Here is a 17,170-nt window from a genome sequence, read left to right as displayed (position 1 = left end):
CCTATTGCCTTCCTTAACGATTACCAGTGAGCAGACGAAGGAAGCCTGGCGCAAGCTTCTGCATCAGCCAATAAGCGCCCACGCTGATGGCATAGATAACCACCGGAACCAACAAATACTGGAAGAGCAGCAGGTCGGCAGGAAGATGCTTGAAGACAGCCTTCACAACGAAGAAAGCCAACGGCAATGAGAACTCGATGTGCAAGGCATATACAAAGAAACTGCTGTCATTGAGTATCTTTGGGAACCGGAAATCGGGACGATGCTGTAGCAACTTGTGAGCTAGACAAAAGGCTGTTGCCATGCCCGAAAGTGCATAAAGTGTTATCAGCTGGAAACCCCAGAAATGCTCGTAGCTTCCCACAGCCGTGAGGAATAGCAGCAAACCAACGGTCAACAGGTAGTTGAGCTTTCTCAACACCTTATTCTCTATATACAGATTGTGCTTGTTCATGCTCCAATAGCCACCCAACACGAAGTAAAGACATTGCACGCGCAACGTCATGTAGGGCCACACCCTGAAGCACAACAGCAAAAGAAGGAGCATGGCGCCATACTTTCCCGTGCGCTTCAAGAACCAATAGAAGACTGGCGAAAGCAGAACAATCAAGATCAAGTCACGCACATACCAGAAGGTGCCCAACACAGGACCATTGAGGAGCAAGGGCATGCCAAGTAGATTGGGATATTCGGCATGGTGCGAGGTGTAATCCCAGAAGATGTGTCCCCACGGGATGTTGTTCCAATAGTCAACAGCCTTTGTGGGAAGACTGGTTCCCCCAAGACTCTCGCCATAGAACACGAGCATCGTCAGAGGAATACACAGCAGATTCCACAAGACGAAAGGCACAAAGAGCGTGTGGAAACGACTCTTCAACTTGCGCTTGTAAGTGGAAAGGTCGAGCTTCTCCAACTGATAAAAGAACAGATAGCCTGAGATAAAAAAGAATGTGGGCACGGCTATCTGGGCAACACCATCACTGAGAAACACCTTGGCCAGACTGCACACATCCGCCATCGTGAGATGCGACCAATCTGAGACGTGCGTCACTTCGCCTCGAGAGTGTATCACTACGACCAGAAAGGTCAATGGGAAACGCAGTATGGATATGATCTTGGAGTTAATGGTTGGCATCATTCTTTCTTATCTTTTGTAACACGAACTGCTGGCACTCGTCCAGTATCTTCACCTTTGCGATGCGCATCACGGCATAGTATAATAGTGCAGCAATCAAGATGCGACTCGACAACAGCAGATAATCATTCTCAAGACCACACGTCAGCAGATAAGTAAGTCCCATCACGCCAAAAGCCGAGAGGGCAAAAGGTGCAAAGTCGGCAAAGAACGACGTCCAGCGATAGCCCGTCAGTCGCTTCAGGAAGAAGAACCAGATGGGCACCCACAGCAGATTGACAGCCACGAACACACAAACCATCACCCTGAGACCGTAGGGCCAGAGCGTATAGAGCAGTGCCAACTGAGCCAATCCCAACAGACAGGTATTCACCATATAGATGTTGCTCTTGCCACGCGCCACGATGGCATCTTGCATCAGCGTGACAAGTGGAACAAAGGCACAACTGAGACAAAGGTAGGGCAAAAGCTGAGCAGACTGCTCCCACTTCTGACCAATGGTGATCATGATAAACTCGTGAGACACCAATGCGAAACCGAACAAGACGGGGAATGAGATAAAGGCCGTGAAGCGCATCATCTTGCGCAGCACCCGCAACTGTCGTTCGCGCTCGTCCTGCAAACCGGCCAGCACAGGCACATCCACTTGCTTCAGCATGCCTTGCAACAGCAACATGCTCATGGAGCTCCACTTATAAGCCTGACTATAATCGCCCGTCTCCTCTTTAGTGAAATAGCGCCCCAGCAAGATACTCATAATATTGGCGTTGACCTGCATGAGAATGGCCGAGAGCATGATATTCACACTGAAGGGGAACATACGCTTCACGGGACCGAAGTCGATGTGTAGCGTTGGGCGCCAAGGACTGTAATACCACAGCAACAGGGTGTTGATGAGTATCAACGTGAGGCTCTGCGTAGCCAGCGACCAATAGGAGCAATGACAGTAGGCCATCACAACACCAATGACGCATGATGTCAATGTAGCTATCATCGTACATTTGGCCACCTCCTTGATCTTCAGGTTTTTCGTGAGATAGGCCGACTGAGCCATTCCCCAACTAGAGAACACAAAGCCCAGAAAGGCATAGCGACAAAGCAACACCAACTCGGGCTTATGATAGAAGTCAGCAATGAAAGGCGCAGAGAAAAAGAGGATCGCATAGAGTATCAATCCGGCAAAGACATTGAACCAGAACACCGAGTTGTAATCCTCGTGCTGCGGATTCTTTGTCTTCAGCAAAGCCGTCTTGAAGCCGCTGGACTGCAGTTCTGTGGCTATCACCGAGAAGATGGCAATCATGGCAATCATACCATAGTCGCCACGATCCAGTTTTCGCGCAAGAATAATGCCAAAGACCAACGCCAGCACCTGCTGAACGCCATTGCTCAGCCCACCCCAGAATAGACCTTTAGCAGTTTTCTCTTTCAGCGTCTCAGCCATCATTAAACCCAGATTTTCTTATCTTGAATTGACAATTCAAAGCCTACAGAGTGACCTTTTATACGTTCATAAATCTTTGTCGCAAAGACAATATCATGAAGTGCCATGCCGTAATTATAGCTAATGATTCGCTCTTCATCGTCAGCACGTCCTATGATCTTTCCCTCCAAGACCTCTTTTAATTCTGCATATTGACGAAATCTACTAAAGTACTTGAACTTTTGTATTTGCTCCGTATCATCTCCAAATACCTTATCAAAGAAAAGATCGCAATTCTGGAAGCCACGTGTATGCACAGGAACAAGTGTCAAGCCTGGCTTAAACCACGCATCATCGGGGAAAAGCAATTCTGTAGCCACAGTGACACACGATAAAAGTACGTCGGCTTCAGATAAGAATGTCCGTCTATCATCAATGATTTCAAAAGACACATTCTTAAAAGACTTAAAGCGATCAACAAACAAGTCCGCCTGATTCTTATAGCGCATCAGGCGGAACTTGATTGGTCTTTCCCTATTATCATCTATCAGACATAATGCCACAGCACGAGCAATATTGCCCAATCCCATCACTGAGTAGGTGTCAACTCCCTTGCGCTGCAGTTGTCTGACAGCCAATGCTGCTACAGCCCCGGTACGCATCGCTGTTATCCAGTTACCATCGATAAGCGCCAGGAGTTGTCCTGTTGCAGCCTCATATAGGTAAATGATACTCTGCAAGGTGGGTGTTTGTCCCTCAATACGATTTACCACTTTAATTCCAAAATATCTATTTCCGCCCTCATCAGGAAGCAAACAAGGCATAGACGTGATAAAATCAGAACGCTGAGGCACAACACTCAGTTTAGCTGGCATTTGGGCTTTATCCTTGATGAGGAAAGCATACTTAGCCCATTCGATACAATCTGAAGGAGAAATGCCTAATTGCTCGATTTGAGGTTGTTGTATGTTTGTTACCCAAATATTCTTCATTTACTCGCAGTTTCTCTTATTTATCCCACCTGACTACCAGGTTTCACATCTTTTGTTGTGGTTACAACGCTCAGACTCTCGTCGGCATCAACGGCAGAAAGAATCATGCCCTGGCTCTCGATGCCCATCATGGTGCGAGGAGCAAAGTTGGCCACGAAGAGAATGCGTTTTCCAATGAGTTCCTCTGGATTCTCATAGAAGGCTGCAATGCCCGAGCAAATGGTGCGATCGGTGCCAGAACCATCGTCGATGGTGAACTGAAGCAGCTTCTTCGACTTCTTCACCTTCTGACAATCCTTCACCAGACCTACACGAATATCAAGCTTTTCGAAGTCCTCGAACGATACGGTATCCTTGATAGGAGCGGCCTTATAAGCAGCTGCCTGGTTTGCCTTCTTGGTAGCCTCCAACTTGTCGAGCTGCTTCTGGATGACCTCATCCTCGATCTTCTCGAACAGCAGAGCAGGCTCGCCCAACTGGTGTCCAGCCTCCAGGAGGTTAGTGCTGCCCAACTGCTCCCACTCGAAGTTGTCGATGTTCAGCATCTCGCGCAGTTTCTTGCTGCTGAAAGGTAAGAATGGTTCGAAGGCAATAGCCAGGTTGGCGGTGAGCTGCAAGCAGATGTTCAGGATAGTCTCGCAGCGCTTGGGGTCGGTCTTCCATACCTTCCAAGGCTCACACTCGGTGATGTAGCGGTTGCCAATACGAGCCAGGTTCATGGCCTCGAACTGAGCATCACGGAACTTAAACTGCTCCAGCAGTGCCTCTACCTTAGCCTTCACGTCCTTAAACTCCTCGAGGGCCTGCTTATCCACCTCCTGCAGTTCGCCACAGGCAGGAACAACACCGTTCCAATACTTCTTGGTGAGCTGAAGTGCACGATTGACGAAGTTACCATAGACAGCAACGAGCTCGTTGTTATTGCGATCCTGGAAGTCCTTCCAGGTGAAGTTATTGTCCTTGGTCTCAGGTGCATTGGCAGTCAGCACATAGCGCAGCACATCCTGTTTGCCAGGCATATCTACCAGATACTCATGGAGCCATACAGCCCAGTTGCGCGAGGTAGAGATCTTGTCGTTCTCCAGATTCAGGAACTCATTGGCAGGCACATTGTCGGGCATGATATACTTGCCGTGGGCCTTCATCATCACAGGGAAGATGATGCAGTGGAACACGATGTTGTCCTTACCGATGAAGTGCACCAGACGGGTGTCCTCATCCTGCCACCACTTCTCCCAGTTGCCCCACTTCTCGGGCTCCTTCTCGCAGAGTTCCTTGGTGTTTGACACATAGCCGATAGGTGCATCAAACCATACGTAGAGCACCTTGCCTTCTGCATCCTTCACAGGCACAGGAATACCCCAGTCCAGGTCGCGAGTCATAGCACGTGGCTGCAGGTCCATATCCAGCCAGCTCTTGCACTGACCGTAAACGTTGGGGCGCCACTCCTTGTGCTCCTCCAGGATCCACTGCTTCAACCAGTCCTGATACTCGTTCAAGGGCAGATACCAGTTCTTGGTCTTTTTCAGCACAGGTGTAGAACCAGAGATGGTTGACTTAGGATTGATGAGTTCTGTGGGCGAAAGGTCGCGGCCGCACTTCTCGCACTGGTCGCCATAGGCACCCTGCGCATGACAGTGGGGGCACTCGCCAGTCACATAGCGGTCGGCCAGGAATTGCTTAGCCTCCTCGTCGTAGAGCTGCTCGGTTGTTTCCTCGGTCAACTTGCCCTCGTCATAGAGTTTCTTGAACCACTCTGCAGCAAACTTATGATGTGTCTCTGAGGTGGTGCGGCTATAGATATCGAACGAGATACCAAACTCCTCGAACGAGTCCTTAATCATCTTGTGATAGCGATCTACCACATCCTGAGGTGTGATACCCTCCTTGCGGGCACGTACTGTGATGGGCACACCGTGCTCATCGCTACCTCCGATAAACAGTACGTCGCGCTTCTTCAAGCGAAGATAGCGCACATAAATATCAGCAGGCACATACACACCGGCCAAGTGTCCGATATGCACGCCACCATTAGCATAGGGCAGCGCCGACGTCACCGTCGTACGCTTATAATTCTTGTTTTCCATCTTTGTTAAATACGTATTTATTCTTATTTTGGCCACAAAGGTACAAAAAACCCCACAGATGGCAAAATATCTGTGGGATTTCTTGTATTAAAATACAAATACAAAGCGTATGAAGAGGGGTGCGGCTGCGCCGCAAGATGAGAGATGAGAGATGTGCGGCGTTGCCGCAAGATGAGAGATGAGAGGTGAGAGGTGAGAAGGGAAAAGCACTCGTTTTGTAGAGCAAGAGTAGCATTTTTAATGGTCAATAGTCAATGAGCAATGAAGCAAGAGTGGCAGTATGGTGTTGGATCTAGAGTCTAGAATGGTGCAATCTAGAGTCTGGAATCGATCAATCTAGAGTCTGGAATGAGGAGTTCTAGAGTCTAGATGCGGAGTAAAAGTGCCACTATTAGAAAGCAAAAGGGCCACTATTGGAGAGCAAAAGGGCCACTCTTAGTCAGCAAAAGGGCCACTCTTGATCAGCCGTAGGGCCTGAATAGGTCGATCGGTTAGCTCAAATGAAATGCTGATGGCAGTTTTAAAGGTAGCGCAGAATATCGCTGAAGTGTTCCACTTTGATCAGTCGTTCGTGGTCAATATCGTCGAAATGCTCCAATTGCCACGTCACATGAAAGGGGATATGGATGCCCCAGGCACCAATAGCCAGCGCTGGCGCGATGTCGCTCTTCAGCGAGTTGCCAATCATGAGCAGTTCTGAGGGATGGATATGCTGGTGTTCACACAGCGCCAGAAACTCACGTTGGGTCTTATCGGAAGTAATCTCTACATCGTCAAAGTATTTCAGCAGTCCCGAGCGCTTCAGTTTGTTCTCCTGATCCTGCAGTTCGCCCTTGGTGAAGCACACCAACTTATAGGGACTATCCTGCAGTTTTTCGAGCGTTTCTGTCACGCCTTTCAGTGGTGTTGCAGGCAGACGTAGCAGTGACTTACAATCCTTCAACAGGTCGTTCAGTTCGTCTACCGACAGATGAGAGCCGCCCACACGCATGGCCGTCTCCAGGATGCTGATAGTAAAGGCCTTACAGCCATAGCCCATATCCGCCATATTGGCCGACTCTGTCTTAAAAAGCTCACGTTTGGGATCCTCACAATAAGGCGCTATCAGACGATACAGATGCTGTTCCACCTCGTCAAAAAAGCCCTGACAGTCCCACAACGTATCGTCGGCATCTATCGCCACCACTTTTATCTCATTGCCTCTCATATCCTTAAAGCATTGGTTTTCCATGCTAATAGTAACGCTTTTAGAATGTAATAGCTTTACTCCTGCACTGGAAAAGTTATTGTTTTGCAGTTGCAAAGTTACAGAATAAATATGAATTACTCCCCGCCCTCAAGCAAAAAAAGCATTTTATCTTGGCTGTTATAAAAAAAATGTCTATATTTGCAGTCATTAAATTATACAACTTAATAAGAATCATGGCAAACAAGAAACTTTTACTAGGCGACGAGGCCATAGCGCTGGGAGCTATCCACGCAGGTCTCTCTGGCGTTTATGCATATCCGGGTACGCCCTCGACCGAAATCACTGAGTTTATACAGAACAATCCATTAGCACAGGAACGCGGCATCCACAGTCGCTGGAGCACCAACGAGAAGACAGCCATGGAGGCTGCACTGGGCATGTCGTTCATGGGCAAACGAGCACTGGTATGCATGAAGCACGTGGGACTGAACGTCTGTGCCGACCCATTTGTCAACAGCGGTATGACGGGTGTCAACGGCGGCGTCATCGTTCTGGTAGCCGACGACCCCTCGATGCACTCTTCGCAAGACGAGCAAGACTCGCGCTTTTATGGAAAGTTTGCCCTGATTCCCACTTTCGAACCCTCTAATCAGCAGGAAGCCTACGACATGATGGCACGCGCCTTTGAGTACAGCGAGCAGCAGAAGTTGCCCGTGCTGATGCGCGTCACCACCCGTATGGCCCACTCGCGCGCAGTAGTTGAGGTGGCCAGCGAGGCTCGCCCTGAAAACGAGATGAACTACGATGCCATCGCTTCCAACTGGGTATTGCTGCCTGCCAATGCCCGCAAACGCAACGACGTGGTGACGGCTCAGCAGGCCACCCTCGAGGAAGACGCTGCCAACTCACCATATAATATATACGTAGAGGGTCACGACCGCAAGCTGGGTGTCATTGCCAGCGGCATCGGTTTCAACTATGTCAACGAGTGTTTCCCTGAGGGAAGCCCCTACCCCATCCTGAAGATCTCACAGTATCCCCTGCCCAAGAAGCTGGTGCGCCGCCTGATGGACGAGTGCCAGGAGGTGCTGGTTGTAGAGGAAGGACAGCCATTCATCGAGGATATGGTGCGTGGCGTGGCTGATATGAAGAACGTTCACGGTAAGTTGGACGGCACCTTGCCACGCACTGGCGAGCTGACACCCGACATCGTGAAGAAGGCGCTGGGCATGGAGATTGGCGAATGCTTCGATCCATGTGCCGACGTTGCCCCACGCCCACCTGCACTCTGCCAGGGTTGTGGCCACCGCGATGTGTATGCAGCCCTCAACGAGGTGCTGAAGGAATACGAGAATCCTCGCGTCTTTGGCGACATCGGTTGCTATACGCTGGGCTTCCTGCCACCCTTCCGCGCCATCCACTCATGCGTGGATATGGGTGCTTCAATCACCATGGCCAAAGGTGCTGCCGACGCAGGTCAGTGGCCAGCCGTAGCCATCATTGGCGACTCTACCTTCACGCACAGTGGCATGACGGGCCTGCTGGATGCCATCAACGAGAATGCCAACATCACCGTCATCATCTCAGACAATCTGACCACTGGTATGACTGGCGGACAAGACTCTGCCGGCACCAATAAGTTTGAGGCCATCTGCCGCGGTCTTGGTCTTTCCGACGAGCACCTGAAGGTGGTGGTTCCACTGCCCAAGAACATGCCAGAGATTACGCAGATCATCCGCGACGAGATCAACTACAAGGGAACGAGCGTCATCATTCCCCGTCGCGAATGCATGCAAACACTTCAACGTCACCTGAAACAAAAGAAAGCACAGAAATGAAAACAGATATCATCCTTTGCGGCGTAGGCGGACAAGGCATCCTCTCTATCGCCACCATCATTGGCGAAGCCGCCATGAACGAGAACCTCTATATCAAACAGGCCGAGGTACACGGCATGAGCCAGCGCGGCGGCGACGTACAGTCGAACCTGCGCATATCCAGCAATCCTATCCATAGCGACCTGATAGCTAAAGGCAGTGCCGACGTGATCATCTCGATGGAACCCATGGAGGCCCTGCGCTATCTGCCCTATCTAAAGAAAGACGGATGGGTCATCACCTCTGCTACACCCTTTGTTAACATACCCAACTATCCCGATATGGCCACCATCGAAGGCGACCTGGCCAAGTTGCCCCACGTCATCAGCCTCAACATTGAGCAGATGGCTAAGGACAATGGCGTGCCCCGCTCGGCCAACGTCATCCTGCTGGGTGCTGCCCAGAAGGCATTAGGCATCGAGTACCAGAAGTTGGAAGATGCCATCCGCCGCGTGTTTGGTCGTAAAGGCGAAGCAATCGTCGAGGCCAACATCAAGGCTCTGGCACTGGGACGTGAAGCTCAGAAATAACAATAAGAACAAAAAGAACTAATAACATGATGAAAAGATCTTATGTTTTCATAATGGCCATTCTCACCTGTAGCATCATCGCGTTTGCACAGGACAAGAGTGAGTACCACCAGCGTGCCCTTGAAGAAGAAGGCACCAACGTAACAGCCGCGCGCTCTTCCTACATCAAGGCCTTCCGCGACTATGTCAGCAAAGGTCAACTGAAGTCGGGCGTGGAGTGTGGCGTCAAGGCCGCATCGCTGTACTACAAAGAGAACGCTTTCAAAGAAGCCTTCGAGTTGCTGCGCGACATCGATGCAACGATCAGTAATGCCAGCGCCAACGAACAGGCTAAGGCTGGCATGCGCTACCTCACCTCGAAGGAGCGCATGCAGATGTACGTCAGAATGCGTCGCAGCGCCAGCGCGATGGACCATATCAAGAACATGGAGGTCTATGCAGCCAGGGCCAACGACGAGAGCTTGAAGAACGACCTGCTCTACAACAAGACCATCTACTATTACACCTTCGGACAGAACGAGCTGGGCGATGCCATGTTCACACAGATGTCGAAGAAGCTCACCGCCCAGAAGGAGTACGACAAGGTGGACGAAGCCTACAAGATGCTGATTGCCAACGGCCGTCGCAGCAACAGTGCCAGCTTGGTGGCCGAGTCTTATCGCAGCTATATGGTGTGGAAAGACTCTGTCAGCGCCCTGAAGACTGCCGAGGAGATTGACTCGCTGAAACAGCAGATAGCCGACAACGAGACCTCTATTGCCGACAAAGACAGCACGCTGTCCCTGCGCATGGGCTTCATCATTGCCCTCATCGTGGTCGTCGTAGCACTGGTCATCGCACTGGCCGTGGGCGGCATCACCCTCATGCGCTTCATCCTGCTCACCCGCAAGCAGAAGAAGACCATCAAGTTGGCCAACGAGAATAATGCGCTGAAGGCTAAGTTCATCAGCAACATCTCGGCCCAGCTGGAACCCACACTGCGCAAGATTGACGGACAACAGCCCGAGATCAAGGCTCTGCTCGAGTTCTCTTCGCACATTCAGACACTCTCAGACATCGAGAACTCAATGGACGAGGAAGTAGAACTGGAGGAGACCGCACTGACCCAATACTGTGAGGCACTGATGGATGAGATTCGCGACAAGGTGCGCAAGGACGTAGAACTGACCGTCAACGTGCCCAAGATGTTTGCCAACATCAATCGCGCCTACGTCTCTCACATCATTTTCCACCTGCTGAGCAATGCCGCTGAGCACACCCCAGAGGGCGGACATATCACCCTCGAGTTCAAGAAGCGCAGCGTGCATAAGTTCCAGTTCCTGCTATCCAACACCGGCGAGAGCATCCCCGAAGAGCAGCGCGACGAGCTCTTCAAGCCTTTCCGTGAAGTCCGCGACCTCACCACAGGCGACGGTCTGGGACTGCCTATCTGCAAGCAGATGGCGCTGAAGATGAAGGGCGACCTGGAAATTGACCCACAGTTCACTAAGGGCACACGCTTCGTGCTCGACCTGTTTGCATGATTATGAAACCAACACCAATAAAGAAAGAAATTGTAGATGCACTGATTGCCAAGATGGGCATTCAGGACTTTGCTAAAGCTACCATCCGCGAAGTGAAGCAGGTGGCAGCCACCGCCGAGAAAGATAGCGGCGTGGAGTATATCAAGATGGAGATGGGCATCCCCGGTCTGCCTGCCGCCAAGGTGGGTGTCGAGGCTCAGATCAAAGCCCTACAGAGCGGCATTGCTCACTCTTATCCCGACATTCAGGGCTATCCCGAACTGAAGAAGCAGGCCTCGCGCTTTGTGAAAGCCTTCATCGGCGTGGACATTGCCGCCGAGGGTTGCGTACCCGTTTGCGGCTCTATGCAGGGCACCTTTGCCTCGTTCCTCACCTGTTCGCAGGCCAACAAGCAGAAAGACACCGTCCTGTTTATCGACCCGGGCTTCCCTGTGCAGAAGATGCAGCTACAGGTGCAAGGCGTGAAGTACGAGACATTCGACGTCTATGACTTCCGCGGCGACAAGTTGCAGGCCAAACTCGAGAGCTATCTCAGCAAGGGTAACATCTGCGCTATTGTCTATTCCAATCCCAACAACCCCTCTTGGGTCTGCCTGACAGAGAGCGAGTTGCAAACCATTGGCACACTGGCCACCAAGTATGATGCCATTGTGATGGAAGACCTGGCCTACTTCGCCATGGACTTCCGCGAGGACCTGAGCGTACCCTTCCAGCCACCCTATCAGCCCACCGTGGCCCGCTACACCGACAACTACATGTTGCTGATCAGCGGTTCTAAGGCATTCAGCTATGCTGGTGAGCGCATCGGTGTGGTCTGCATCAGCGACAAGCTTTTCCATCGCCACTTCACCGATCTGGCAGCACGCTATGAAGGTCTGCCCTTCGGTCTGGTATTCTCTACCCGCATGCTCTATGCCTTGAGCAGTGGCACCAGTCACTCGGCACAGTATGCGCTGGCCGAGATGTTCCGTGCCGCTTGTGATGGTGAGTACCACTTCCGCGACGAAGTCAAGGTCTATGGCGAGCGTGCCCATAAGTTGAAAGAGATCTTCCTGCGTCACGGGTTCCACGTGGTTTACGACCGCGACCTGGATCGCCCCGTGGCCGATGGCTTCTATTTCACCATTGGCTATAAAGGCATGACCAGCGGCCAACTGGCCCGCGAGCTGATGTACTATGGTGTGTCGGCCATCTGCCTTGTCACCACGGGTTCGCATCAGGAAGGTCTGCGTGTCTGCACTTCGTTCATCGAAGATCACCAGTATGCACAGTTGGATGAGCGCATGAAGATCTTTGCAGAAAACAATCCCGCATAATTCATTAATCGTATAAAAACAAAGATAGCTACCATCTTGCGGATGATAGCTATCTTTGTTTTTTATATAGACGTCTTTTCTATTTCTCAACCAGAATGCGGGCATCGACGGCAGTCACATCATTTTCGTCGGCCAACAGCGGGTTGATATCCATCTCTTTGATCTCTGTGGCAAAGCGAAGCAAGGTGCTCAGGCGCACGATAATCTCGGCATACTTTCGCTCGTTGATGCCTTTTTGTCCGCGTGTACCTTTTAATATCTTATATGCACGCAGCGAGTGAATCATGGAGTAGGCCTCCTCATAGGACAAAGGCGCCAATCCTGACGACACATCCTTCAGCACCTCCACAAAGATGCCACCCAGGCCGCAGAGCACCACATGACCGAAACGCGGTTCGTATTTAGCGCCAATAAACAGTTCGCGGCCCTTTAGCATCTTCTGAACCATCACGGCCGTTGCCCCAGGTATCTGCATCATTCGCTCGAACTCGGCCACCAGCACCTCCTTTGAACGGATGTTCAGCGACACGCCGCCCACATCACTCTTATGGACAGGACCTACCACCTTGACCACCACGGGGAAGCCACACTTCTCGGCAAAGGCCACCACCTGTTCCTTGTTGTCACTCACAAACTCGGGCACCGTAGGAATGCCGGCAGCTGAAAGCAGATCATGAACCAGGTTGGGGGCGATATAACCATTATCGGCAATACCATCAATGATTCTCCTTATCTGCGGCACATCCACACCATTCACCACCACGTTCTGTTCGGCGGGTGCCGGTGTCTTCATGACCTGTGTCAGTGCAGTAGCCAGCGTCACCTCATCGCAGAAGTTCACATGACCACGTTTCAAGAACTCCTGCACCTCGGGACCTGCCGTGCTCAGACTGGGCAGAATGGGGAAAATAGGTTTCTTGCATTCCATAATCTTCTTATGCAGCACATCATAGACCTCGAAGATCTTGACCAGTCCCGGTGTACCGAAAATAACCATGATAGCATCGATGTCGGCCATCTTCTCGCAATAGTCAATGGCTATGCCAAGATGCTCGGCCGTACCTGTAGCCAGAATATCGATGGGGTTCGACACACTACTGCCTGGCAGAAGCTTCGATTTCAGTTCCTCGGCCACGGGCCCAGTCAGCGGTGGCACGTTCATGCCTCCTTTTGCCAGTGCATCGGTGAGCATCACACCTGGTCCGCCAGCATGAGTAATTACTGCTATTCTTAGTGGAGAACTGAGAGATGAGAGATGAGAGGTATGATTAGTTTTGCCATTATGAGTTTCATTACCTTGAGGATGAAGGTAATCATACCTCTCAGTTCTTAGTTCTCCGTTCTCAGTTACTTTAAAGATACAGCCCACGGTGGTCAGTTCTTCACGCGAGAAGCAACGCACGATGCCGGCCTTGCGGAACAGAGCCTCAACAGCCGAGTCACTCGAAGCAATGGCGCCCGTGTGGCTGCTGGCCGCACGGCTTCCTGCCGTCGAAGAACCGGCTTTGATAGCTGCAATCCTGCAGCCCTTCTTAATCAAGGACGTAGCATGATAAAGCAACTTATCTGGATCGGTAATATTCTCGATATAGAGCAGTTTGACGTGGGAGTCGTTTTCAGCATCGAAATGCTCGTCCATATATTCCAGTACGCTCTCGATACCTATTTGTTTACCATTGCCTATAGACCACACGCTGTTGAACTGCAGGCCTTTGCTGACAGCACTCTCCAGAATAAACACTGCCGTAGCACCCGACCCCGAGATGAAGTCCACGCCCTTGGCATTCAGGTGAGGAATAGGTTTGGTGAATACGGAGTGGTGCCAACGCGTAAGCAGACCTATACAGTTAGGGCCTATCAGCGCACAATCATACTGCTGGCAAGTGTCCAGGATGCGTTTTTCCAGCTGTGCACCCTCTTGTGTCTCCTCGCTAAAACCGGCCGATATGATAATAAAGGCACGTACCTGCTTCTCGCGGGCCAACAGTTCCACATAGTCTGGACAGAACTTGGCAGCCACTACCAGGATAGCCAGGTCGGTGGGCGGCAGTTCCTTGGGGTCGTGGAAGGCCTTGATACCCTGCACCTCGTCCTCTTTGGGGTTCACCACGCGCAGCGTACCTTCAAATCCTCCACTCAACAAATTTCGCACCACGGCACCACCGGGTTTATGCACATTGTTAGATCCACCAATCACCACAATGCTCTCTGGTTTTAGTAGTTGTCTGTTTATCATAGCTTTTTTGTATTTTGTTGCAAAAATAATACAATTTAAGGAGAAGACAATAAGTTTCGTGACTATTTTTTGGCGAAAAGCAATAATTATTGTACTTTTGCAACACACAAACCTAAAAACTTAGACATGATTTGGAATCCCAACAAAGAATGCATGAGCCGCGATGAAATGAGCGCTCTGCAAGGTAAACGACTTCACAAGATTGTGGAGTACGTGTACCACAATGTACCCTTTTATCGTAACAAACTTCAGGCTTTGGACATCCGCCCCGACGACATCCAAACCATCGAAGATATCAAGAAGTTGCCCTTTACCACCAAACAGGACTTGCGCGACAACTATCCCTTTGGTCTGCAGGCAGCACCTCAGAGCGAGATCATCCGCGTGCATGCCTCTTCGGGCACCACTGGCAATCCCACCATCGTGGGTTACACCCGCAAGGACATCGGTATCTGGAGCGAGACCATGGCCCGCTGTCTCACAGCCTTTGGCGTGACCCGCGACGACATTTTCTCTGTGGCCTACGGCTACGGACTGTTCACTGGCGGTCTGGGTGCGCACTACGGTGTGGAGCACATGGGAGCCTCTGTCATTCCCGCAGGAACGGGCAACACCGAGAAGCACCTGAAGCTGATTCGCGACCTGGGTATCACGGGCATTGCCTGTACGCCGTCTTACGCCCTCTATCTGGCTGAGACCATGGAGAAGATGGGTATCAAGAAGGAAGACATCCGTTTGAAGATTGGTGCCTTCGGTGCTGAGCCATGGACCGAGCAGATGCGACAGGAGATTGAGGCGTGTCTGGGACTGAAGGGTTATAACATCTATGGACTGAGCGAGATCATGGGTCCCAGCGTGAGCTACGAGTGTGAGATGCAACACGGCAGCCACATCAACGAGGACCACTTCTATCCTGAAATCATCGACCCCGTGACCCTGGAGCCCCTGCCCAACGGCGAGACCGGCGAACTGGTGTTCACCACGCTGACCAAGGAGGGCATGCCACTGCTGCGCTACCGCACCCGCGACCTCTGTTCGCTGTTGCCCGGCGTCTGCGAATGTGGTCGCACCAACATCCGTATGGGCCGCATCGAAGGTCGTTCAGACGACATGCTCATCATCCGCGGTATCAACGTCTTCCCCTCACAGGTGGAGAGCGTCATTCTCTCTATGCCAGAGTTTGCGCCACGCTACATGCTGGTGGTAGACCGCGTCAACAACCTCGACACGCTGCAGGTACAGGTAGAGCTGCGCCAGGAATACTTCACCGCCACCTTCGACACGCCCGCTGCCGTTGCCGAACTCGAGAAGAAGCTCAGCAACAAGTTGAAGAGCGTGCTCAGCATCGTGGCCAAGGTACAGCTGAAAGCCCCCAACACCATTGAGCGCAGTCAGGGCAAGAGCGCACACGTGATTGACAACCGAAAACTGTAGAAAAACAACCATTCCCCCACCCCTCACCGCGAGGGGTGGGAGTTAATACTGAAACCTTTATAAACTATTTCAAATATTACTCAATGAAACAAGATAATAACATAATGCCAGAGAGCCCTTACTTCAATCCGGAGCGCGAGACCATGACACGCCAGCAGATTGAGGCCTTCCAGTTGGAGCGTCTCAAAGAGACTGTGCACCACTGCATGAGCAACGAGTTCTACCAAAAGAAATTTAAGGAGGCAGGCATCACGCCCGATGACATCCAGTCGCTGGCCGACATCCGCAAGCTGCCTTTTACCACCAAACAAGACCTGCGCGACACATACCCCTTTGGCATGAGCTGTGTGCCCCTGCGCGACTGTGTGCGTCTGCACTCTTCCAGCGGCACCACCGGCAACCCCACCGTGATACTGCACACCCAGAAAGACCTCGACGAATGGGCCAATCAGGTGGCACGCAACCTGTGGATGGTGGGTCTGCGCCCCGACGATGTGTTCCAGAACTCATCGGGCTATGGCATGTTCACCGGCGGACTGGGTTTCCAGTATGGCGCCGAGCGCCTGGGCATGCTCACCGTTCCCGCTGCTGCCGGCAACTCTCTGCGCCAGATTAAGTTCATCAAGGACTTTGGCACCACGGCCATCCATGCCGTACCCTCATACGTAACCCGCCTCTACGAGGTGATGCAGGAGCAGGGCGTTGACCCGCGTCGCGACACCAAACTGAAGGTGCTGGCCATTGGTGCCGAGCCTCACAGCGAGGAACAGCGCAAGCGCATCGAGGAGATGATGGGTGTGAAAGCCTACAACTCGTTTGGTATGAGTGAGATGTGTGGACCTGGTGTGGGCTTCGAATGTCCCGAGCAGAATGGTCTGCACTTCTGGGAAGACTACTACATCGTAGAGATTGTCAACCCCGAGACCCTGGAGCCTGTGCCCGATGGCGAGATTGGCGAACTGATACTCACCACCCTATGTCGAGAGGCCATGCCGCTGTTGCGCTACCGCACCCGCGACCTCACCCGCGTGCTGGGACGCAGCTGTCCCTGCGGTCGCAACCATGTACGCCTGGACCGCATGCGCGGACGTTCCGACGATATGATGGTGCTGCGCGGTGTCAACATCTTCCCCATCCAGATTGAGAAGATCTTGATGCAGTTCAAAGAACTGGGCAACAACTATCTCATCACCCTGACCACCGACGACAACAACGACAACATGACCGTAGAGGTGGAGCTGGCCGACATGTTCACCGACGACTACAGTCGCTTGCAGCAGCTCAACAAGGACATCACCCGTGCCTTGAAGGACGAAATACTGCTCACGCCACGTGTCAAACTGGTGCCCCGCGGCACACTGCCCGTCAGCGAAGGTAAAGCCGTGCGTGTGGTAGATAAGCGCAAGGTGTACCAGTAAGCTATAGAGA

Annotated in this window: 12 protein-coding genes; 6 read left to right on the top strand and 6 right to left on the bottom strand. The window is 51.8% G+C overall.

Annotation, left to right across the window (positions count from 1 at the left end; genetic code table 11):
• Positions 1–13 precede the first annotated feature (13 nt).
• The 5 genes from T433_RS0101590 to T433_RS0101570 form a co-directional block, all read right to left on the bottom strand.
• Positions 14–1,138: an acyltransferase family protein gene (locus tag T433_RS0101590; RefSeq protein WP_027454590.1), complete on the bottom strand. Its 1,125-nt coding sequence runs from the start codon at positions 1,136–1,138 to the stop codon at positions 14–16.
• Positions 1,122–2,582: a lipopolysaccharide biosynthesis protein gene (locus T433_RS0101585; RefSeq protein WP_345938753.1), complete on the bottom strand. Its 1,461-nt coding sequence runs from the start codon at positions 2,580–2,582 to the stop codon at positions 1,122–1,124. Before T433_RS0101585 ends, T433_RS0101590 begins: the two co-directional genes overlap by 17 nt.
• The gene (locus T433_RS0101580; RefSeq protein WP_027449147.1) at positions 2,582–3,550 is read right to left on the bottom strand and encodes an ornithine cyclodeaminase family protein; all 969 of its coding nucleotides are present in this window, start codon (positions 3,548–3,550) and stop codon (positions 2,582–2,584) included. Before T433_RS0101580 ends, T433_RS0101585 begins: the two co-directional genes overlap by 1 nt.
• A gap of 20 nt (positions 3,551–3,570) precedes the next feature.
• Positions 3,571–5,637, bottom strand: a complete 2,067-nt coding sequence (metG, locus tag T433_RS0101575; RefSeq protein WP_027449146.1) for a methionine--tRNA ligase — start codon at positions 5,635–5,637, stop codon at positions 3,571–3,573.
• 520 nt (positions 5,638–6,157) lie between these two features.
• Positions 6,158–6,844: an HAD family hydrolase gene (locus T433_RS0101570; RefSeq protein WP_027454588.1), complete on the bottom strand. Its 687-nt coding sequence runs from the start codon at positions 6,842–6,844 to the stop codon at positions 6,158–6,160.
• Between the two features lie 215 nt (positions 6,845–7,059).
• Between T433_RS0101570 and T433_RS0101565 the strand changes: the two genes are divergently transcribed.
• The 4 genes from T433_RS0101565 to T433_RS0101550 are packed head-to-tail and all read left to right on the top strand — an operon-like array spanning position 7,060 to position 12,072.
• Positions 7,060–8,664 carry a thiamine pyrophosphate-dependent enzyme gene (locus T433_RS0101565; RefSeq protein WP_027454587.1) on the top strand — a complete coding sequence of 535 codons (1,605 nt, stop codon included), beginning with the start codon at positions 7,060–7,062 and terminating at the stop codon, positions 8,662–8,664.
• On the top strand, positions 8,661–9,233 hold the full coding sequence (locus tag T433_RS0101560) for an indolepyruvate oxidoreductase subunit beta (RefSeq protein ID WP_027454586.1): 573 nt from the start codon (positions 8,661–8,663) through the stop codon (positions 9,231–9,233). Before T433_RS0101565 ends, T433_RS0101560 begins: the two co-directional genes overlap by 4 nt.
• Positions 9,234–9,259: 26 nt before the next feature.
• Positions 9,260–10,756, top strand: a complete 1,497-nt coding sequence (locus T433_RS0101555) for a sensor histidine kinase (protein ID WP_248616455.1) — start codon at positions 9,260–9,262, stop codon at positions 10,754–10,756.
• A gap of 2 nt (positions 10,757–10,758) precedes the next feature.
• Entirely contained in the window at positions 10,759–12,072 is a 1,314-nt protein-coding gene (locus T433_RS0101550) for an aminotransferase class I/II-fold pyridoxal phosphate-dependent enzyme (RefSeq protein ID WP_027454584.1), read from the top strand.
• A gap of 79 nt (positions 12,073–12,151) precedes the next feature.
• On the opposite strand, the gene T433_RS0101545 is transcribed toward T433_RS0101550, so the two are convergent.
• On the bottom strand, positions 12,152–14,308 hold the full coding sequence (locus T433_RS0101545; RefSeq protein ID WP_027454583.1) for an acetate--CoA ligase family protein: 2,157 nt from the start codon (positions 14,306–14,308) through the stop codon (positions 12,152–12,154).
• A gap of 126 nt (positions 14,309–14,434) precedes the next feature.
• On the opposite strand from T433_RS0101545, the gene T433_RS0101540 reads away from it, so the two are divergent.
• Positions 14,435–15,742, top strand: a complete 1,308-nt coding sequence (locus T433_RS0101540) for a phenylacetate--CoA ligase family protein (protein WP_027454582.1) — start codon at positions 14,435–14,437, stop codon at positions 15,740–15,742.
• 104 nt (positions 15,743–15,846) lie between these two features.
• Positions 15,847–17,160 carry a phenylacetate--CoA ligase family protein gene (locus tag T433_RS0101535; RefSeq protein WP_027454581.1) on the top strand — a complete coding sequence of 438 codons (1,314 nt, stop codon included), beginning with the start codon at positions 15,847–15,849 and terminating at the stop codon, positions 17,158–17,160.
• The last annotated feature ends 10 nt before the right edge of the window (positions 17,161–17,170 follow it).

Origin of the sequence: Xylanibacter brevis ATCC 19188 (genome assembly GCF_000621725.1) — a bacterium.
GTDB lineage: Bacteria > Bacteroidota > Bacteroidia > Bacteroidales > Bacteroidaceae > Prevotella > Prevotella brevis.
The sequence above is the reverse complement of the archived record's forward strand: the minus strand, read 5'-3'. Positions and strand labels throughout refer to the sequence as shown.